This is a genomic window from Nocardia sp. NPDC057272, assembly GCF_042668615.1.
Lineage (GTDB): Bacteria > Actinomycetota > Actinomycetes > Mycobacteriales > Mycobacteriaceae > Nocardia.
Window position 1 is genome coordinate 490,950 of sequence record NZ_JBHUYK010000001.1, and the last position, 19,892, is coordinate 510,841.

General features: G+C 68.6%; 17 protein-coding genes. 6 read left to right on the forward strand and 11 right to left on the reverse strand.

Features of this window, described 5'->3' with window-relative positions; genetic code table 11:
• Positions 1–24: 24 nt before the first annotated feature.
• The 6 genes from ACFULV_RS02200 to ACFULV_RS02225 all read right to left on the reverse strand — a co-directional run bounded on the left by ACFULV_RS02200 (position 25) and on the right by ACFULV_RS02225 (position 7,563).
• Positions 25–2,556: an ABC transporter permease gene (locus tag ACFULV_RS02200; protein WP_378632485.1), complete on the reverse strand. Its 2,532-nt coding sequence runs from the start codon at positions 2,554–2,556 to the stop codon at positions 25–27.
• Complete coding sequence (locus ACFULV_RS02205) at positions 2,553–3,329, reverse strand: ABC transporter ATP-binding protein (RefSeq protein WP_378632484.1); 777 nt, start codon at positions 3,327–3,329, stop codon at positions 2,553–2,555. Before ACFULV_RS02205 ends, ACFULV_RS02200 begins: the two co-directional genes overlap by 4 nt.
• Before the next feature lie 74 nt (positions 3,330–3,403).
• On the reverse strand, positions 3,404–4,318 hold the full coding sequence (locus tag ACFULV_RS02210) for a hydroxymethylglutaryl-CoA lyase (protein ID WP_378632482.1): 915 nt from the start codon (positions 4,316–4,318) through the stop codon (positions 3,404–3,406).
• Positions 4,319–4,481: 163 nt separating this feature from the next.
• Entirely contained in the window at positions 4,482–5,693 is a 1,212-nt protein-coding gene (locus ACFULV_RS02215; RefSeq protein ID WP_378632480.1) for a CaiB/BaiF CoA transferase family protein, read from the reverse strand.
• 67 nt (positions 5,694–5,760) lie between these two features.
• Positions 5,761–6,690, reverse strand: a complete 930-nt coding sequence (locus ACFULV_RS02220) for a TauD/TfdA dioxygenase family protein (protein WP_378638422.1) — start codon at positions 6,688–6,690, stop codon at positions 5,761–5,763.
• Between the two features lie 102 nt (positions 6,691–6,792).
• Entirely contained in the window at positions 6,793–7,563 is a 771-nt protein-coding gene (locus ACFULV_RS02225; RefSeq protein WP_378638420.1) for a deoxyribonuclease IV, read from the reverse strand.
• 120 nt (positions 7,564–7,683) lie between these two features.
• Here ACFULV_RS02225 and ACFULV_RS02230 point away from each other — a divergent pair, with 120 nt between their 5' ends.
• The 3 genes from ACFULV_RS02230 (at position 7,684) to ACFULV_RS02240 (ending at position 12,712) form a co-directional block, all read left to right on the forward strand.
• On the forward strand, positions 7,684–8,850 hold the full coding sequence (locus tag ACFULV_RS02230) for a protein kinase (RefSeq protein ID WP_378638417.1): 1,167 nt from the start codon (positions 7,684–7,686) through the stop codon (positions 8,848–8,850).
• Between the two features lie 137 nt (positions 8,851–8,987).
• Entirely contained in the window at positions 8,988–10,778 is a 1,791-nt protein-coding gene (locus tag ACFULV_RS02235; RefSeq protein ID WP_378652166.1) for a serine/threonine protein kinase, read from the forward strand.
• Positions 10,754–12,712 carry a protein kinase gene (locus tag ACFULV_RS02240; RefSeq protein WP_378652168.1) on the forward strand — a complete coding sequence of 653 codons (1,959 nt, stop codon included), beginning with the start codon at positions 10,754–10,756 and terminating at the stop codon, positions 12,710–12,712. The genes ACFULV_RS02235 and ACFULV_RS02240 overlap by 25 nt, the downstream gene beginning before the upstream one ends.
• On the opposite strand, the gene ACFULV_RS02245 is transcribed toward ACFULV_RS02240, so the two are convergent.
• A complete protein-coding gene (locus ACFULV_RS02245) occupies positions 12,709–13,536 on the reverse strand; it encodes a GNAT family N-acetyltransferase (protein WP_378652171.1) in 828 nt (275 codons plus the stop codon). The two genes, ACFULV_RS02240 and ACFULV_RS02245, sit on opposite strands and share 4 nt — an antisense overlap.
• Before the next feature lie 53 nt (positions 13,537–13,589).
• Positions 13,590–13,949 (reverse strand): hypothetical protein, encoded by a 360-nt coding sequence (locus tag ACFULV_RS02250; RefSeq protein ID WP_378638408.1) that lies wholly within the window; start codon positions 13,947–13,949, stop codon positions 13,590–13,592.
• A gap of 175 nt (positions 13,950–14,124) precedes the next feature.
• On the opposite strand from ACFULV_RS02250, the gene ACFULV_RS02255 reads away from it, so the two are divergent.
• Entirely contained in the window at positions 14,125–14,754 is a 630-nt protein-coding gene (locus ACFULV_RS02255; RefSeq protein ID WP_378652174.1) for a hypothetical protein, read from the forward strand.
• Between the two features lie 51 nt (positions 14,755–14,805).
• On the opposite strand, the gene ACFULV_RS02260 is transcribed toward ACFULV_RS02255, so the two are convergent.
• Both ACFULV_RS02260 and ACFULV_RS02265 read right to left on the reverse strand, forming a co-directional pair.
• Positions 14,806–15,933 (reverse strand): acyl-CoA dehydrogenase family protein, encoded by a 1,128-nt coding sequence (locus ACFULV_RS02260; protein WP_378652176.1) that lies wholly within the window; start codon positions 15,931–15,933, stop codon positions 14,806–14,808.
• Between the two features lie 9 nt (positions 15,934–15,942).
• On the reverse strand, positions 15,943–17,115 hold the full coding sequence (locus ACFULV_RS02265; protein ID WP_378652179.1) for an acyl-CoA dehydrogenase family protein: 1,173 nt from the start codon (positions 17,113–17,115) through the stop codon (positions 15,943–15,945).
• Between the two features lie 199 nt (positions 17,116–17,314).
• Between ACFULV_RS02265 and ACFULV_RS02270 the strand changes: the two genes are divergently transcribed.
• Positions 17,315–18,118, forward strand: coding sequence for a hypothetical protein (locus tag ACFULV_RS02270; protein ID WP_378652182.1), 804 nt, complete (start codon positions 17,315–17,317; stop codon positions 18,116–18,118).
• A gap of 87 nt (positions 18,119–18,205) precedes the next feature.
• On the opposite strand, the gene ACFULV_RS02275 is transcribed toward ACFULV_RS02270, so the two are convergent.
• Positions 18,206–19,069, reverse strand: coding sequence for an SMP-30/gluconolactonase/LRE family protein (locus ACFULV_RS02275; protein WP_378638396.1), 864 nt, complete (start codon positions 19,067–19,069; stop codon positions 18,206–18,208).
• A gap of 212 nt (positions 19,070–19,281) precedes the next feature.
• Here ACFULV_RS02275 and ACFULV_RS02280 point away from each other — a divergent pair, with 212 nt between their 5' ends.
• Positions 19,282–19,887, forward strand: a complete 606-nt coding sequence (locus tag ACFULV_RS02280; RefSeq protein ID WP_378652185.1) for an alpha/beta hydrolase — start codon at positions 19,282–19,284, stop codon at positions 19,885–19,887.
• Positions 19,888–19,892 lie beyond the last annotated feature (5 nt).

Below are 19,892 nucleotides of genomic sequence, written 5' to 3' on the forward strand. Positions count from 1 at the left end.
CGGGGGCCGACGTGCCGGTTCCGCCTACAGATCGGCGATAGCCGCCAACGGCGGTGTCCGCGCGGCCCGCACACCCGGCCACACCGCGGCCAGCACACCCACCACGCCGGACGCGATCAGCACGATCACCAGCTGCGACCACGGAATGGTGATCTGGTCGATGCCCATATCGCGCAGGGTGCGCAGGAATCCGACCCCGAGCGCGATGCCGAGCACCAGACCGACGATCGCGCCGAAGATGGCGATCAGCATGGACTCCAGGTAGATCGTGCGACGCACCTGCGCACGCTGGGTGCCGACCGCGCGCAGCATGCCGATCTCGCGCCTGCGCTCCACCACCGACAGTGCCAGGGTGTTGATGATGCCGAGCACCGCGATCACCACCGCCAGGGCGAGCAGCCCGTAGAGGATGGCGAGCAAGGTGTTGATCTGCTGACCCTGCGCGCCCTTGAACTGTTCGTGATCCTGGACCTGTACCACCACGAACGGTTCGGTGGCCTTCTCCAGATTCGTCCGCATCGCGGTGAGATCGGCCCCCGGCGCGGCCTTGACCAGCACGAAGACATTGGTGCGCAGACTCTGTGGCATCAGCTGCTCGTAGATGCCGGGATCGACCACCATGGGCCCGAGCAGCGGCGAGTCGGCGTAGATGCCGCCGATCGTGAGCTCGATCTGCTTCTTGTCGAGACTGGTGATGGTGACCTTGTCGCCGAGCTTCCACCCACGCTCGGTCGCCTCGGTCTCGTCGATGAGCGCGCCACCGGCCGGGATCGTGGTGGTGCCGCTGATCACGTCGATGTCCATCACCGGGTCGATCGGACCGTCCGGTGAGGTGGCGCCGATCTGCTCGTCGCCGACCTTGAACGCGACGACCCGGATCCCGGTGACATCACTGACGCCGGGAACCTCGGTGCGCACCGCGTCGACCGCACCGATCGGCGCGCCGATCATCTGCGGACCGGCGAGCACGTACTCGGCCTTCACGCCCTTGTCGATGAGCACACCGACACTCGTCTTCGCCGAAGCACCGAGAATACCGATCGCCGAGACCAGCATAAGGCCGAGCGTGAGCGCGAACGCGGTGGCGGCGGTACGCCGCGGGTTACGCGTTGCGTTGTTGCGCGCCATCTGCCCGATCGCGCCGAACGGCCTGGTGAGCACCCCGAGCACGAGCACCATCGGCCGCGACAACGCGGGCGCCGCCAGCAGCACCGCCAGAATCAGCCCGAGCGCGCCGACGCCGACGGTCACCGCCGAGCCCTTGCCGGTGCCCTGCGCACCCACGTACACGAGCACGCCACCGGCGACGGCCATCACCGCGCCGATGATCGTGCGCAGCCGCAAAGAATCACCCGCGCTGGCGAATTCGGACCGCATCGCCTCCACCGGCGGCACCTTCGCGGCCCGCCGAGCAGGAGCGTAGGCGCTGGCCACGGTGACGATCAGGCCGACGAGCAGCGCGACGATCGCGGTACGCGGCAACACGGTCAACGACCCCGTGGGCAGTCCGAGATCGAACGCGTTGAGCAACGCCGACAACCCGTACGCCAGCCCGATCCCCGCTGCCAGCCCGAGCGCGCTACCGATCAGCCCGATCACGATCGCCTCGGAGACGACCGACCGCCCGACCTGCTGACGACTCGCTCCGATCGCGCGCAGCAGCGCGAGTTCGCGCAGACGCTGGGCCACGATCATCGAGAAGGTGTTGTAGATGATGAACGTGCCGACGATCAGCGCGATCGCGCCGAAGGCGAGCAGGAAGTAGTTGATGAAGGTGAGCGCCTCGGAGATCTCCTTCTTCATGTCCTCGCGGACCTCGTCGGAGTTCTGCACCTTGTAGTTGGGCAGGCCGGCGGCGAGCTGATCGCGCAGGTCATCGGCCGAAACACCGGGCGCCGCTGCGATATCGGCGTAAGCCACGTGCGACCCGTCGGTGAACAGCTTGCGGCCCTGCGGCTCGGTGAACATCACCGCGACCACACCGCCGCCCTCGGCGCCCGGCATCTCGTAGATACCCGACAGCGTCACCTCGAACGGGTCACCCTTGGACGGAATCAGCACCTTGGTCTTGTCGCCGACCTTCAGCCCGGCCTTCTCGGCGCCACCGGCGTTGAGCGCGATCTCGTTCGGCTGGGTGGGCGCGGCGCCCGACAGGAACTTCTCCGGCTCCTCGACGGACTTGTCGGGCGGAAGGTAGGACAGGCCGAAACTCGGTGCGCCACCGGTCTGCACGGCCTTCTTGCCGTCGGGCTCGAGCAGCACGACCGGGCCGTTCACGGCGGGCGCGACCCTGGCTACGCCGGGAGTCTTGGCCAGCGCGTCGACGATATTCGTCGGCACGCCGAGTGATTGGCGGTCCGCGGGGCCCACACGCACGTCGACGCCCTGGGCCTGGCCTTCGAAAATCCCGTCGAAGGTGCGCTGCAGGGTGTCGGTGAAGACGAACGATCCGGAGATGAAGGCGGTACCGAGCACCACCGACAGCAGAGTCAATGCCAAACGCACCTTGTGCGCGGCGAGGTTACGCAAGGCGACCTTGCGCATGGGATTGCTCATCGGGTTTCCAGCGCCTTCATCCGGTCGAGGATCGAATCCTGGGTCGGGTCACGCAGCTCGTCGACGATGCGACCGTCGGCGAGGAACACGACGCGGTCGGCGTAGGCGGCCGCGCGCGGGTCGTGGGTGACGATCACCACGGTCTGGCCGAACTCGTCGACCGAGGCGCGCAGGATCGAGAGCACCTCACCCGAGGAATGTGAGTCCAGGTTGCCGGTCGGCTCGTCACCGAAGATGATCTCCGGCTTGCCCACCAGCGCACGCGCACACGCCACCCGCTGCTGCTGACCGCCGGACAGCTCGGACGGCCGGTGCTCGAGGCGGTCGCCGAGACCGAGGCGCTTGACCACGGTGTCGAGCCATTCCTGGTCGGCCTTGCGACCCGCGATATCGAGCGGGAGGGTGATGTTCTCCAGCGCGGTGAGCGTCGGGACCAGGTTGAACGCCTGGAAGACGAAGCCGATCCGGTCGCGCCGCAGCGCCGTCATCTGTTTGTCGGACAGGCCGGTGAGCGCGGTGTCGCCGATGCGGACCTGACCCGTGCTGGCGCTGTCGAGCCCGGCCAAGCAGTGCATCAACGTCGACTTGCCCGAACCCGATGGGCCCATGATCGCGGTGAATTCGCCCTTCGCGAAGTCAGCCGACACCCCGTCCAGGGCCTTGACCTGTGTATCTCCCGATCCGTACAGCTTGACCAGGTCGAGCGCGGCGGCCGCGATATCGGTAGCGGCCGCCGCATCGGCGGCCTCGGTGCCCAAGGCGTGCGAAGTCATGCTGTCCAGTCTGGCTGCCCACCGTGAACCGCGCCATCCGGGATCCCCCCGATACCGCAGGTCTTACCGACCTCTCAGCGAACGACCCACTCGAAGGCGTCGGCCTCTGAACGCGCGCCTTCCAGGGCGCGGGAACGGTTGGGCTCGCCGAGCTCGGCGAGGAGTTCTTCGGTGAGCCCGACGAGGTCGGCCAGCGAGGCCGGCGTGAACCAGTCCGGCCTGGTCGCGAAGAGGATGTCCTCGGACGCGGTGTTGCCACTGGCACCGGGAGCGAAGGGGCAGCCGCCGAGACCGCCCAGCGCGCCGTCGACCATGGTCGCGCCCGCGGCGACGGCCGCGAGCGTGTTGGCCACGCCCATGCCCCAGGTGTCGTGACCGTGGAAGACGATGCGGCGCGGCGGGGTGGTGTCGCGGACGGCGGTGACCAAGGCGCTCACCTGACCCGGGTGGGCCTGGCCGAGGGTGTCGGCGAGGACGATGTCGGCGGCACCGTCGGTGCGCGGATCGTTCGCGATGGCGAGCACCCGGCCGGGATCGACGGGACCGTCGAACGGGCAGGTGAACGTGGTGGCCAGGCACAGCTGGATCTCGCCGCCCGCCTCGTGGGCGAGGCGGATCGCCGCGGGCATCGCCGCCACCGAGGTCTCGGTATCGCGGCCGATATTGGCCCTGTTGTGCGCGTCGGACACCGAGAAGCAGTACTGGAAATTGCGAGCGCCCGCCGCGGCGGCCTTCTCGACATGGCGCGGGGTGGCCACCCACACCCAGCATTTCGCCAGTTCGTCCGGGGTGAGCGCCGCGATCAACTCGAGCGAGTTGGCCATCGGCGCGACCAGATCCGGCCGCGCCATCGAACCGATCTCCAGCGCGGGCACTCCCGCCGCGAGCAGTCTGCGCACCACGTCGATCTTCTGCTCGACCGGCAGCACCTTGCCGGTGAGCTGCAAACCGTCGCGCAGCGTCACATCACGCAGCAGCGGTGCGGTCACCGTCGCTGCTCCGGTTCCCGCGCGGGCACACACATCACGCCACCGCACGGTTTGTCGCCCACGCTGGCCGGGGTCGGGTGGACCGTCGGACGCACATGACCCGGGCCGCGCGGCTCCCACTTGTTGCGCACGGGCGGGCGGCGCCTGCCGTGTACTCGCCTCGTCACAGTGCCTCCAGCGCGTCGATCTGATCTTCACTCATCCCGAGCAGCCCGCCGAGCACCTCTCTGGTGTGCTCGCCGAGATCGGGGCCGACATTGCGGATCGGCAGCGATGCGTCCCCGATCACCGGGACGATGCCACCGAAACCCACCTGCTTGGGTTCGGCCTCGCCCACGTCGACGGGGAACATCTGGATCATATTGCGTGCGCGGTACTGCTCGTCGGCCACGATGTCGGCGGCGGTGTAGATGGGGCCGCACGGGATGGCCGCGTCATCGAGCAGTTTCAGCGCCTCCGCGCGCGTGTGTTTGCTCGACCATTCCGCGATCGAGGCGTCGAGGCGTTCGCGGTTGCGCCAGCGGCCGTTGTTGTCGGCGAGTTCCGGATCGACGGCGAGGTCGGGGCGGCCGATGACCTGCATGTACCGCTGGAAGATGGCGTCGCCGTTGCCACCGATGATGATGGAGTAACCATCGCTGGTCGGGTAGGCGTTCGACGGCGCGATGCCTTCCATCCGGCCGCCGACCCGCTCCCGGTTGATGCCGTAGGCGAGATGGTCGGGGATCAACGATTCCATCACCGACAGGATCGACTCGTTGAGCGCGACATCGATGATCCGCTCCACCTGCGGCACCGGACCCGTGACCCGTTCGCGCTGGAACAGTGCCATCACGGTCCCGAACGCCGCGTAGATGCCCGCGATCGAATCACCGATCGACACCCCGGTGCGCACCGGCGGCCGATCGGGATCCCCCACCAGCTCACGCAGCCCACCGACCGCCTCCGCGACCGCGGCGAAGCCCGGCCGCGCGGCCATCGGCCCGGTCTGGCCGTAGGCCGAGATCCGCGTGATCACCAGCTTCGGGTTCGCCTCCTCGAGCGCCTCGGGCCCCAGGCCCCACTTCTCGAGCATTCCGGGCCGGAAGTTCTCCAGCAGCACATCGCACTGCTTCACCAGATCGAGCACGATCGCGCGCCCCGCCTCGGTCCGCAGATCCAGCACGATCGACTTCTTGTTGCGGTTGACGGTGCGGTACAGCATCGAGGTATCGCCACCGTACAACCGCCAGTTGCGCAATTCGTCGCCCGTGCCGGGGCGCTCCACCTTGATCACCTCGGCGCCGAAATCGCCGAGAATACGTCCGGCAGTGGGAGCGGCAACATAATTACCGAGTTCCAGGACGCGCACTCCGTCCAACGGCCGAATACTCATGCAGGCAGTATCGCAGTGCGACCCCCGGCGACGCCGGGCACGTACGGCCCGGCGGCGATCCGATAGTTCAGCTGGCGAGGAGCTCCACTTCCTCGATGATCGAGTAGTCCTCGGCGTTGCCCTTGAGGACGGTGCTGGTCTGTCCGTCGACGCCGACCGGGATGTCACCGGCGAGGGTGATGCGGGTGAGGCGACGCGGCTGGTCGTTGTAGTCGTCGATGGCGTAGTGCTGAGTGGCACGGTTGTCCCAGATCGCGACGTCGCCGTCGGACCAGTTCCAGCGGGTGGTGTTCTCCAGGCGGATGACCCGATCCTGGAGCAAACGGAACAGCTGGTCGGACTCGCGCGACGGAATCCCGACGAACTGCTTCACGAAATGGCCGAGCAGCAGCGCACGCTCGCCGGTCTCGGGATGCACCCGCACCACGGGGTGTTCGGTCTCGTACACATCGGACTGGAATTCCGCCGAGTACTCGACCTGGGACGGACGCACCTTGTCGACCGCTCCGGCGTAGTCGTAGAGATTGGTGTGCACCGCGCGCAGGTTCTCGGCCAGCGCCTTGAGCGGGGCGGGCAGCGAGTTGTAGGCCGCGACCGTGGACGCCCATGTGGTCGAGCCGCCGTAGGTGGGCAGGTGCTCGGCGCGCAGGATCGACGCCTTCGGCACGCGGTCGACGAACGTCACATCGGTGTGCCAGGAGTTGGCGCGGCTGCGCTCGGAGTCGATGGCCAGGCTCTTCACCCCGGCCGACTTCACCGTGGGATGCGGGGTGGTCGGGCTCCCGAGCAGCTCCGCGAACTCGTACTGGCCGTCCTCGGTGAGGTGGTTCTGACCACGGAAGAAGATCACCTTGTGCTCGTTGAGCGCGCGCCGGATCTTCGCCACGGTCGCCGCGTCCAGATCACCGCCGAGCCGGACACCATCGATCTGCGCGCCGATGTGGGCGCCGAGCTTGGTCACCGTCAGGGTGGCTGGGAGGGCGTGGTCGACCGTCATGGGGATCACCTTCACTGTCGTTCTCGATCGGTTGGTATGCATCAAGCACACCGTGAATCCCGTTCGACAGACAGGGTTTGCGTCGGAGTGATCCCAACGCCGTCAGCCGATGTGCTCCCGCAGGTAGGCCAGGTCCTCGGCGACCCCGTCGACCGGGGTTTCCAGGATGACCGGCGCACCGGCCGTGCGGCAGACCTCGGCCAGCAGTTGCGGGTCGATGGTGCCGTCGGCGAAATTGGCGTGCCGGTCGGCGCCGGAATCGAATTCGTCGCGCGAGGAGTTCAGGTGCACGAGATCGATGCGCCCGGTGATGGCCTTGATCCGCTCGACCACCCCGACCAGTTCCTCACCACCCGCCCACGCGTGACACGTGTCGAGGCAGAAGCCCGCGCCGTAGTCGCCGACCGCGTCCCACAATCGCGCGATCGAATCGAAATGCCGGGCCATCGCGTGATTGCCGCCCGCGGTGTTCTCGATCAGGATCGGCACGGCGAACCCGCCCTTGTCCTGCTGACGCTCGAACAGCTTGCGCCAGTTGTCGATTCCGGTATCGAGCTCGGCGTCGGAGCGCACGTGTCCCCCGTGCACCACCAGGCCGAACGCACCGAGGTCGGCCGCGGCCTTCGCCTGCTGGGCCACCGCGTTGCGCGAGGGCATCCGCAACCGGTTGTTCAGACTCGCCACATTGATCTGATAGGACGAGTGCACGACCACATCGATCGGACTGGCCAGAATCTCGGCGGCCCTGGGATGCGGCTGGGGTTTGTCCCAGCTCTGCGGATCGACCACGAACATCTGCACGACCTCGGCACCGAGCTTCTCGCCGAAGCCGATCGGATCGCTCTCGTCGCGAACATGTGCTCCAATGCGCATAGCTGCCACCCTAATATCAGGCACCGACAACTTCGCTCGCGATGTTGCGCGGCGGTGGGTTCGGGAGATACATCGGTAGAATTTCAAACGGGTGCTCTGCCCTGGAGGGGGTGACTTCGCGTGTTGCGCAAAGGCGACGTGTTCGCCGGATACACGATCCGGCGCGTGCTGGGCCAGGGTGGAATGGGCGTGGTCTACCTGGCCAGGCACCCCCGGCTGCCCCGGCTCACCGCGCTGAAACTGCTCAGCCGTGAGCTGTCCGCCGACGAGGAGATCCGCCGCCGCTTCGAGCGCGAAGCCGATCTGGTCGCCCAGCTCGAGCACCCCAATATCGTCAACGTCTACGACCGCGGCACCGACGACGACCAGCTGTGGATCTCCATGCAGTTCGTGGCGGGCACCGATGTCGCGACCGCCGACGTGAACGTGCTGACACCCGGCCGGGCCGTGCAGATCGTCGCCGAGACCGCCACCGCGCTGGACTTCGCGCACGCGGGCGGCGTGCTGCACCGCGACGTGAAACCGGCGAACATCCTGCTCGCCAAGCCACCGATCGGGCGCCCGGAACGCGTGGTGCTCACCGACTTCGGCATCGCCGCGGTGCGCGACAGCGAAACCACGCTGTCCTCGGCGGGCACGATCACCGCCACCTTGGCCTATGCCGCGCCCGAGCATCTGGCGGGCGCGCCCCTGGATCATCGCGCCGATCAGTACTCGCTGGCCTGCACGCTGTTCTGGATGCTCACGGGCTCGGTGCCGTTCCCCGGACCCAGCCCGGGCGCGGTGATCCAGGCGCACCTGAGCAAGCCCCTTCCCCCGCTGCGCAGTCTGCGCCCCGACCTGCCCGCGACCCTGGACGCGGTGCTGGCCAGAGCCACCGCCAAGCGCGTCGAGTCCCGTTTCGCCAGCTGCGCCGAGTTCGCGCAGGCGGCCAAAGCGGCGCTGTTCGCGGTGCCGGGGCCGTGGCATCAGCAACAGCAGTACACCGCGGCGGGTGTGGTTCTGCGCGCCCGCGAGTCCTACCCGCAGGCGCCGGGATATCCCCGGCCGCACACCCCGGCGCAGCCCTATCGCCACGCGCCCCCGCCGACCACCCCCGCGCAGCCGCACCCGCACGTGCAGCCGACCACTCCCGCGCAGCCGCATCCCCACGCGCCGCGGCCGTCGACGGGCGGTCCGGCCATCCCGCCGCGACGCGGAAGCGCACGCCCGGGCACCATCGATTTCCCTGGTGGCCGTAACCATCCCGGCTATATCGTGCCGCCTCAGCAGCGGCGTCCGCCGTGATCGTGGCAACCGTCGGCGTCGTCGCCGGCTGATAAGGTTTCGTTGATTTTCCCGTGGCGGGCAACGTCGGCCGCGGCTTTTATGCTGTACGCGCGTGCGCTGGTGGGTCCCGGCGCGCGGCGGGAAGTGGAGCAGACATGCTGGCCAACGGAGATGTTTTCGCCGGCTACGTCATCGAACGGCAGCTCGGCCGCGGTGGCATGGGTTCGGTCTATCTGGCCAAGCACCCCCGCCTACCGCGGATGACGGCGCTGAAGTTGCTCAATCGCGAGATGTTCTTCGACGCCGAGGTGCGGGCACGGTTCGAGCGGGAGGCCGATCTCGTTTCGCGCCTCGATCATCCGAACATCGTCACCGTCTACGACCGCGGGCACGACGACGAACAGCTGTGGATCTCCATGCAGTTCATCGACGGCGTCGACGCGGCATCGGTGGATCCGCAGACGCTGCCGCCCGCCCGCGCGCTGCAGATCGTGAAGGAAACCGCCGACGCGCTGGACTACGCGCACGGTATGGGCGTGCTGCACCGCGACGTGAAGCCGGCCAATATCCTGCTCGCCCGCTCGGGCGCGGGCCGTGGCGAACGCGTCTACCTCACCGACTTCGGCATCGCCCGATTGCGCGACGACACCGGCCACCTCACCCAGACGGGCACCTTCACCGCGACGCTGGCCTACGCCTCCCCCGAACAGCTCACCGGCGCCGCGCTGGACCACCGGTCCGACCAGTACTCCCTTGCCTGCGCACTGTTCTGGCTGTTCACCGGTTCGGGACCGTTCGCGGCGACCAACCCGGCCGCGGTGATCCAGGGCCATCTCCAGCAGCCGCCGCCCACGCTGAGCAGCGTCCGGCCCGGCCTCTCCTACGCACTCGACGGCGTGCTCGCCAAGGCGATGGCCAAGCGGCCCGATGACCGGTTCGACTCCTGTTCGGACTTCGCCGAGGCCGCGATCGAGGCGTTGAACAGCCCGAGCGCACCCGCGTTACCGATCGTCGGACCACGACCGGGCACCGGCGGTTCGCTGCCGATCGCCGGGCGGCCCACGACGGGCGGCGCGATTCCGCAGACCGGTCTGCCGTATCCCGTTGCCACGCAAGGCCCGATGACCGGCGGCCCGATGGGCACCGCGCAGGCCCCCATGACCGGCGGCCCGATGGGCACCGCGCAGGGCCCGATGACGGGTGGCCCGATGGGCGCCCAGCGTCCGATGAACCAGTCGCCCACCGGCGCTTCGCAGCCCTACACCCAGCAGTCGCGGCCGCAGTACCAGTCGGCGCCGCGGCCACAGGCCAGTGGTTTCGCGCAGTATCCGCAGGGGCAGCGTCCGCCGTCGAAGTCCAACACCGGGCTGATCATCGGCATCGTCGTCGCGGTGATCCTGGTGATCGTGCTGCTGATCGGCATCGGTATCGCGGCCAGCGGCGACGACGCGGGCGGCGGCGACCGCACGACCACCACGTCGGCGAGCACCTACATCACTCCGAGCGCCGACGCCATCAGCGCGGAGTTCGGCCGGATCGTGCCCGCCACGGTCGACGACTCCACCGGATACAACGGCGCCACCTGCTGGGAGACCGACAACAGCGATCCACCCTCGCCCGCCGAAGGCGAGCCCGATTTCGGTGCCTGGGTGCACCTGTGGAGCTGCTTCGGCGGCGGCGACAGCGACGATCCGTTCTACCGGATCTATGCCTTCAACTCGGCCGCCGACGCCAAGTCGGTGCTCGACGGCCTGCCGGCCAACACCAAGTCCACCGACAGCAACGGCGGCAAGCAGTACACCAACTACAAGTACACCGACAATGGGAACAAGATCATCACGCAGTTCACCGGCGATCCCGGCCGCGCCCAGTTCCTGATGTACACCGACGGCTACGGCACGGCCGACGAGGTGCTGCGCTGGTGGCGCTCGGCCCCGCTGAACTGACCGCGATGTATGACGAGGGCGGCGTTTTCGCCGGATACACCATCGAACGACTGCTGGGCCGCGGCGGCATGGGCTCGGTGTATCTGGCACACCATCCGCGGCTGCCGCGGCGTACCGCGATGAAGCTGCTGAACCGGGAGTTGTTCTTCGACAACGAGATCAAGGCCAGGTTCGAACGCGAGGCCGATCTCGTGGCGCAACTCGAGCACCCGAATATCGTCACCGTGTACGACCGCGGCGTCGAGAACGACCAGCTGTGGATCTCCATGCGCTACATCGACGGCGCCGACGCGTCGTCGCTGCCCTCACCCGTCGACCCGGCGCGCGCGGTCCGCATCGTCGCCGAAACCGCCGCCGCACTGGACTTCGCGCACAGCCGCGGCGTGCTGCACCGCGACGTGAAACCCGCCAATATCCTGATCGAACCGGTCGACGGCACCGAACGTGTCTACCTCACCGACTTCGGCATCGCCCGCCTGCACGACGACAACGCCGCCAAGCTGACCCAGACCGGAACCTTCACCGCCACCCTGGCTTTCGCGTCTCCGGAGCAGCTGTCCGGCATCACCCTCGACGGCCGTGCCGACCAGTATTCCCTGGCCTGCACGCTTTTCCGGCTCCTCACCGGAACCACCCCCTTCGACGCCACCAATCCCGTCGCGGTGATCCAGGGCCACCTCCAGCAACCCCCGCCCCGCGCGAGCACGCTCCGATCGGGCATCACCCCCGCACTCGACGCGGTCATCGCCCGGGGCATGGCCAAGCGCCCCGAAGAGCGCTTCGCCACCTGCGCCGAGTTCGCCGCCGCCGCGCTGCGAGCCCTCGCCGGGCACGCTCCCCCGCAGCAACTCCACGGCTCGGCGGCCACCAGGACCTACCCGCCGAACTCGCCGTATACCCCCGGCGCCGGTTATCCGATCGCCGGCCGTGACGATCCGAATTCGCCTGGCGGACAGGCGCCGTGGCCGGGCTCGACCGGTCCCGATCAGCCGTGGGCCGTGAGCGGCCGACCCGCCGGTTCACCGTGGGGTGCGAACGCCGCCCCCGGCCTCGGTCAGCAGTGGCCGGCGGTGGGCGGTTCCTCCTGGGCCGCGCAGCCGGGCCCGTCGTGGCCCAACGAATCCGCGCACCACGCGAGTGCGCCGAACGCAGGCGCGCAACGTCGCCGCGACGCCGGGAATTCCAGGGCGACGGGCGGGCGCCCTTCGGTCGCCGAGGAGTATCTCGGCAAGAAGCGGAAATCCCGCTGGGAAGGATCGCCGATCGGCTGGCTGGCGATGATCGCCATCGTGATCTTCCTCGGCTGGATTCTGGTGACCACCTTCGGCGATGACGGCAACGCCGGTGCGTCGGGCCGGCAGGGTTCCGAAACCTCCGCGGTCGCTACACCGTCCGTCGACGCGACGACCTCCGCTCCCCAGCGGCTGACGTCGACCACCCCGCCGACGAGCGACCGACGGGTCATCGGCGCCAACGCGGCGAAGCTCAGCGACGAGTTCCCCCGCATGCTGCCCTCCACCTCGGCGAGCAACCTGGTCCATGCCGGTTCCGGTCTGGGGAACGCGGGCTGCTTCGCCTACGATCGCGCGACCGCCAGCCGCGATTCCGACGACGCCGACATGGGCGACTGGTCGGTGATGTGGCATTGCTTCGGCGGCGGCAACAAAGCCAGCTACGAGTTCTTCCTCTACCCCTCCGCGGATCTTGCCGCGCAGGCGATCGCGGGCCTGCCCGCCAACGACGCCCGCCCCATGTCGCACACCGGCCGCACCTACACGAACTTCGTCTTGGACGGCAGCCAGCCGAAGTCACCGCGCATGGTCACCCGCTTCGACGGCGATCAGGCCCGGGGCGCCATGCTCATGTACAGCCGCGGTTTCATCGCCGACGAGGCCCAGGTGCTGGATTGGTGGCACACCGCCCCGTTGGTCTAGTCGGCCAACGCGTAGTGCACGAAGTCGCGCACCGGCTCGAAGCCGATCCGCTGGTAGATCTTGTTCGAGGTGGGATTGGCCAGGTCGGTGAACAGGCAGGCATCGGCGCCCTCCGCGCGAATCCGGCCCGCGACCGTGGCGGTGAGCGCGCTCGCGAACCCGTTGCCCCGGAACCGCGGTGGGGTGTAGACCGGGCCGATCCTGGCCCAGCCGAGGACCGCCTCGTGCCGGGCGACCAGGGTGACGGGCTGACCGTCGTGCTCCCACAACCACGAGGATCCGGCCTCGATGCGCCTGCGCACCGCCGTCTCGTCGAGTCGATGTGGCACATCGGCTTCCACGCCGAATTCCTCGGTCATCGCGATGCACACGGCCACGTCGTCGAGGCCTGCCTGCCGTGGTGCGCCAGGGGCATCCGGCATCTGGAGGGTGCCGAGGCGGAACAGCCGGACCGAGAACTTCTCGCGGTATGTACCGCCGACGGTCTTCGACCAGTGCGCCGCGAACGCGACGGCGTCGGCATCGTCTCCCTCGACACTGCGCAGGGCGATGTCGTGTGCCCGAAAGGCATCGGCGACGGCCGAAATACTCTGTGCGGGTAGCGCACCGAGGTAGGCCGCGCCGTTTGTGCACTGCGCGAGGCCGACGACCGTACCCGCGTCGTCGCGGACGCTCACGAATTGCGTGACCATCCCGCCGGACCTGCCGTTGATCCGGTTCACCAGAGCAGTCGCGATGACCGTGTGGCGCAGTGGATCGCCGTGCAGGAACGGTTGTACGCCGTCCAGGAACCGGGCCGCGTCAGCGGTGATGTCGATGCGCACCGTGTCGACGGTAAGCCGTCACACCCGCGACCGCATTCGAATTATGAGGTGTCTCAGGTTGTTTCGTGTACGTCCCGATCGGTACGCAGCTTCAATAGGATGAGACCTGCCGTACAGGCCAGGATCAGCCCGGCGACGGTGATCTCCACGTGCAGGCCCGCGATCCCGAGGCCGGCGCCGACGAGACCGCCGACGAAGAACAACCAGCCCATGATCCGCGCGACCACCGCGAGGGTGCGGTTGCCGGGCGGTGTCGACGAAAGATGCCCGACGGTGGCCGAATCAGTGTTCGCCGCCGCGGTTTCCAGCCGGGGTGTCGAGAGTGCTCCCATGAGATTCTCCTCGATGACGCCGATCAGATACTTGCGCCGCGCGACCTCGCGCGTCAGGGGTAACGTTGCCGGACGTCTCATGCGTAACTTTGCTCACACACGCTACGACTCGGCGACGTCGAACGCGCGCGACACGTCCCCACGACACGCTGAATTGATCAATCCGATATCTGGACCACTAGCGTTTAAAATGCGCTCTTTTGCCCGACCTGCACTACTGTGAGGCGATCTCGAAGCCGACGAGGAGTAACAGGCGATGGATAACAGCAGGGCCAAGTTCGTGGGTCCGGCAGTCGCTGTTGGCGCGGTGTCGCTCGGACTGATCATCATCGGTGCGTGCGGTGTCGGGCAGCAGGATGTCTACGTGCCGGCACCGCCGTTGAGCGCGGATCTGGCCGCCGCCCCCGCGCGGTCGGCGGACGAGCCCACCTCGACCACGGTGCACATCCCGATCCCGCCGTCGCCCAGTTGGCGGATCGCACCGTACATGTCGCCGCGGAAACCGTTCAGCCTCAGTTCCACCGAGACCTCGCCGTCGGAGACGCCACCGCCCGAGGGCGAACCGGCGCCCGAATCCCGCCCGGCCGAGGCGACGACCGAATCCCGGCCCGCCGAGACGACGACGCGCCCGCCGGAGACCACCGAAGACGAGCCGACGACCACCCGGCCGCAGATCCCCACCCGGCAGAACCCGACCCGCACCGTCACCCCGCCCCGCGTGGGCGATGACGAAGCGTCCGAGGACTATCCGCCCACCCACGCCTTCGACCGCGCGGCTCCGACCACGGTCGCCCCGGCCGACACCGGCGCCACACCGACCACGGTGACGACCACCGAGGCAGCCACGACCACCGAAACCCCGGCCCCCACTACCGCCGAGGGCTGACACGACAATGGTGCGCACCCGAACTCCGGGCACGCACCACCGTCGAAGAAGCTACAGCTCGACCAGGTCGTACTCGCCGATCCGATCGGCCAGCTCCCGCCGATGTTCCAGCGCCCCACCGAGCGTCTGCCCGATCGCGGTCAACCGGGCGACATAGTGGCTCACCGGGTACTCCGCGGTGACGCCGATGCCACCGTGCATCTGGATCGCCTCCTGGCCGATGTGCTCGGCCGACTTGCCCACCTGCAACCGCGCCCGTGACGCGACCACCGGGTCGTTGCCGCCGTCGGCCAGCGCCGCCGTCGCGTACAGGCTCATGCTGCGGGCCAGTTCCAGCGAGACGTAGCAGTCCGCCGCGCGCTGGGTGAGCACCTGGAACTTCGACAGCGTGACCCCGAACTGCTTGCGGGTCTTGAGGTATTCGGTGGTGAGCGTGAGCGCCACCTCCATCGCCCCGACCGACTCCGCGCACAGCGCCGCCTGCGCGTAGCCCTGGGTCAGGGCGATCTGTTCGGCGGCGTCGACGGCGTCACCGAGCAGTTCGCCCGCCGCGTTGTCGAAGTCGAACTGGGCGGCGCGACGACCGTCGAAAGTGCGGTACGACCGTCGTTGCACGCCATCCTGATTCGGGTCGACCAGGAACAGCCCGGTCCCGCCGCCGGGCAGCAGCGCGCTGACGATCACCTCGTCGGCCACATCACCGCGCAGCACCGGATTCTTCACACCGGTCAGCGCGTATTTGCCGCCCTGCGCCACCGCGGTGGTGGTGAGCTCCGTCGACGGCCACCGCAGGCCGGGTTCGGTATGCGCGAAGGCGAGCAGGGTGGTTCCCTCGGCCAGCGCGGGCAGGAGCCGCTGACGCTGCTCGGCACTGCCTACCAGCCGCAGCAGTTCGGCCGGGATCACCACCGAATCGAGCACCGGCTCCGGGGCCAGCGCGCGACCGAGCTCCTCCTGCACCAGCATCGCCTCGACCGGGCCCGCGCCGACGCCACCGTCCTCCTCGGGAATGGTCAGCCCGAGCACCCCGAGGTCGGCGAGCTGCTTCCAGACCGTGCGATTCCAGCCGGGGTCGGTGTCGCCGCTCTTGGTGAGGGCCTCGCCGTCGTAGAACCGGTGCAGCAGTTCGCGCACGGTGTCACGCAGCATCGTCTGTTCTTCGGTCAGTGCGAGTTCCATGTCAGCGCCTCACAATCCGAGGATCGTGGAGGAAATGATCGAGCGCTGGACCTCGCTCGAGCCTCCGTAGATGGTCACCTTGCGGTAGTTCAGGTAGCCGGGGCCGGTGTGCTGGGCCCACGCGGGCGAGGCGATGTCGTCGGCGTCGACCGGCAGCGCGTCGGCGCCCGCGACCTCCAGCAGCAGTTCGGTGGCGGCCTGCTGCAAATCCGTGCCCTTGAGTTTCAGCACCGACGACGCCGGATTCGGCTTGCCCTCGACAGAATTGGAGACCACTCGCAGCTGGGTCAGTTCCAGGGCGAGCAGTTCGTTCTCCAGCTCGGCCAGCCGCGCCGCGAACACCGGGTCGTCGAGCAGCGTGCCACGCCCGGTCCTGGTCGCGCGGGCGTAGTCCTTCGCGAGGCCGAGCTTGACCTTGGTCTTGCCGACGCCGGTGATGGAGGTGCGTTCGTTGCCGAGCAGATACTTGGCATAGGTCCAACCCTGGTTCTCCTCGCCGACGAGCTGATCGGCGGGCACCCGGACGTTCTCGAAGAACACCTCGTTGACCTCATAGCTGCCGTCGATCAGTTTGATCGGGCGCATGGTGACACCGGGCGACTTCACATCGAAGAGCAGGAAGGAGATGCCCGCCTGCTTCTTCGGCGCGTTCGGGTCGGTGCGCACGAGGCAGAAGATCCAGTCGGCGTACTGGCCGAGCGTGGTCCAGATCTTCTGGCCGTTCACGATGTAGGAGTCGCCGTCGCGCACCGCGGTGGTGCGCAGCGACGCGAGGTCCGAGCCCGCGTCGGGTTCGGAAAAGCCCTGGCACCACCAGATGTCGAGCGCGGCGGTGGGCGGCAGGAAGCGCTGCTTGAGTTCCTCGGACCCGAACTGGGCGATCACCGGGCCGACCATCGAGGCGTTGAACGTGAGCGGCTCCGGTACCGAGGCCAGCTGCATCTCGTCGAGCCAGATGTGGCGCTGCATCGGCGTCCAGTCCTTGCCGCCCCAGGCCACCGGCCAGTTCGGCACGCACAGGCCGTTGTCGTTGAGGATCTTGTTCGCGGTGACGATGTCCTCGCGGGACAGATCCTGGCCGTGCTTGACACGATCGCGGATGTCGGCGGGGATCTCGGTCGCGTAGAAATGCCGGAGCTCGTCGCGGAAAGCGATCTCTTCCGGGGACAGGGCTAACTTCATACGGGTCTCCCAGTCACTCGTAGCCGTCGAAGAGAAACCTACCCTTCGGTAATCCTCGGTGTCGACTACATCACACGCGATGGGGGTGTCCCAGCTGCCCCCGCCGCACGGTCGGCGGCTCGGCGACCCGCGCGACGACCTGGTACGTTGCCAGACGAACCGGACTATCCGGCGACGAGCATCCATCGAGGAGTCACGGGTGAACGGCAGATCCATCGCAGGTAGAGCAGCGGTCGTCACCGCGGCGAGCATCGGCGCGCTGGCCCTGCTGGCCCCGAGCGCGATCGCGTCGCCCACCGACGACGCGATCGGCCACCTCACCCACCTCGCCGGCGACGACACCACGGCGAAAGCCGGTGTCGGCGCGATCGCGAGCTTCACCGGCATCGTCGGCGTCGACGCCCTGCGTGACATCTCGACGCAGTTCACCCCCTTCACCTACGCGGCCCCCACCTTCGGCTGCGGCAGCAACGGCCCGATCACCACGATCATCGCCGCGGCGTCGTTCGAAGGGCCGGGCCCGCGCACCGCGACGAGCCTGACGCCGGGCGATATCCGTTTCAGCGCGAGCCCGCGCCACTCCGGCGTTCCGCTGGCCTCCGGTCTCAGTGTCGCGTGGGTCAACGTCAACAACGGTCAGAGCGGCATCGTCGGCCTCGACGACCAGACCGAGTTCGATCTGCCGTCACTGTCGAAGACGGTGCACAGCGGTGCGGGCACCGTGGTCGCCTCCATGTGGGGAACCATCGACTACGCGGGCGCCCGCTGCGTGATGACCCCGACCGTCGGCACGTTCGTCGTGCCCGATCTGCCGGTGGTGGTCCCCGAAGCTCCCGCGGCGCCGCCGACCCCCGAACCGCAGGCCGTGAGCCCGGGCTCGGGTGAATCCTCCTCGAGCGCACCGACATCGAAGGCCCCGGCGCCCGCTCCGGTCGAAACGCCTCAGCCCGCCCCGGCGCCCGCTCCCCCGGCCCCGCCCGCGGCGACCAACGTCGGCGGCTGAGCCGACTTCCAGTAGGTCCCCTGGCCGGCGGACGAATTCGCCGACCGGGCAGCCCGGATCCGCGCGCCGGTCACCTCGACGGTCGCGTCAGCCGATCGGGCGGATGCGCAGGACCGTGCCCTCCTCGGAGCCCGCGAGCAGAGCCGACGGGTCGGACGGGTCGGCGACGACGGCGGTGAGCGGCTGGGTGGCGACGACGGTGCACGCGGTGCCGGTGTTCGGGTTGACGCGGACCAGGTGCCCGGCCAGCGTCGTGACATACAGGGCACCGTCGCGGATGACCAGGTCGTCGACGAAATCGGGCAGTGTGCCGAACGAGGTCAGGTCGGCGACAGTGGTCGCCGCGCCCGGGTGGGTACGGGAGAGCCGCAGTACGCGACCGACGGGCCCACCCGCACCGACGAAGTTCGCGGTGACGTAGACCGAGTCACCCGACACCACAACACCGTTGGGTCCCTCGATGCTGACAGCCGACCACCAGTCCATGTCCTCGCTGCCGTCGCGGCGCAGGCGGTGTAGTCCGTTGCCGGTGGTCACATACAGATTGCCGTCGGCGTCGAAGGCGGCACCGTTGGGCTGCGGGAAGCCGGTGGCGAAGGCGACGGGGTTCGGGCGCGCGGCCGCCGGGTCGAAGCGGACGATGCCGCCCGAGCCGGCCAGCGGCGAGTTGCCGGTGACCACGTACAGCAGTCCGTCGGGACCGAGCCGGACGGCACCGGGCGAGGGCACGGCCACCGTGGCGGTCAGGCGCCCGTCGCGGTCGTAGCGCTGTACCTCGCCGCGCATGACCCGCGAAACCCACAGGTCACCCTGCGCGTCGATGCCGAAGTTCTCCGACCAGTCCAGCAGCGGCACACTCGACCTGATCGCGACGTCCTGGCGTGCCTGTCCGCACAGGGACAGCGGGGCGGCGCCCGCGACGGCGCCGGAACCGAGCGAGGCGCTGGTCACGACAGCCGCACCGACCACAACACGGACGACGCAACGACGGAACGACAACATCTGTAACCCTCGACTCTGTTGACCCGGTTCGACGCGCGAAGTCTAACGGCTGCGGGCCCACCGTGTGCAGCCCACGTCACCTGCGGTTCCTATCACGGGGTACCACGTAGTAGTGCTGTCTCCCATAACAATTCGATCGGCCGAACAGCGATAATCGACAGGTGCCCTATTTCGACAGCGAGCGTGGCCGATTGCACTGCCGGTGCTGGTCCGTCGACCGACCGACGGCGAGGCTGGCGCTGCTGCCGGGCACCGGTCAGCACAGCGGGCACTATCACCGCTTCGCCGCGGCGTTGCGTCCCGCCGGAATCGAGCTGTGGGCACTCGACACCTCGGGACAGGGACTGAGCGAGGGCGATCCCGACGCGCCGGGCACCATCGACGAGCTGACCGCCGACGCGCGGGGATTTCTCGAACTCGTCCGCGCCGATCATCCGGACCCGCCGGTGTTGATGGGGCACTCGCTCGGCGCGGTGACCGCCGTGAATCTCGCCCGCGACAACTCCGCTGACCTGGCCGGACTCGTCCTGTGTGGTACTCCGCGCCGCGTCGCCGACATCGCGCCGCAGCCCGGCCTCGCGCTGCTCGCGGTGCACGGCGTGGACGACCGGCGCGCACCCATCGATGTAATCCGGCTATGGACAGCACGGCACCGATCGGTAGATTTGCGCGAGTACGCCGACGCCGGACACGACCTGTTGCACGAACCGGTGCAGCACCGCGTGGCGGCCGATATCGCGGAGTGGGTACTCACCGCGGTGCGATGAACGAC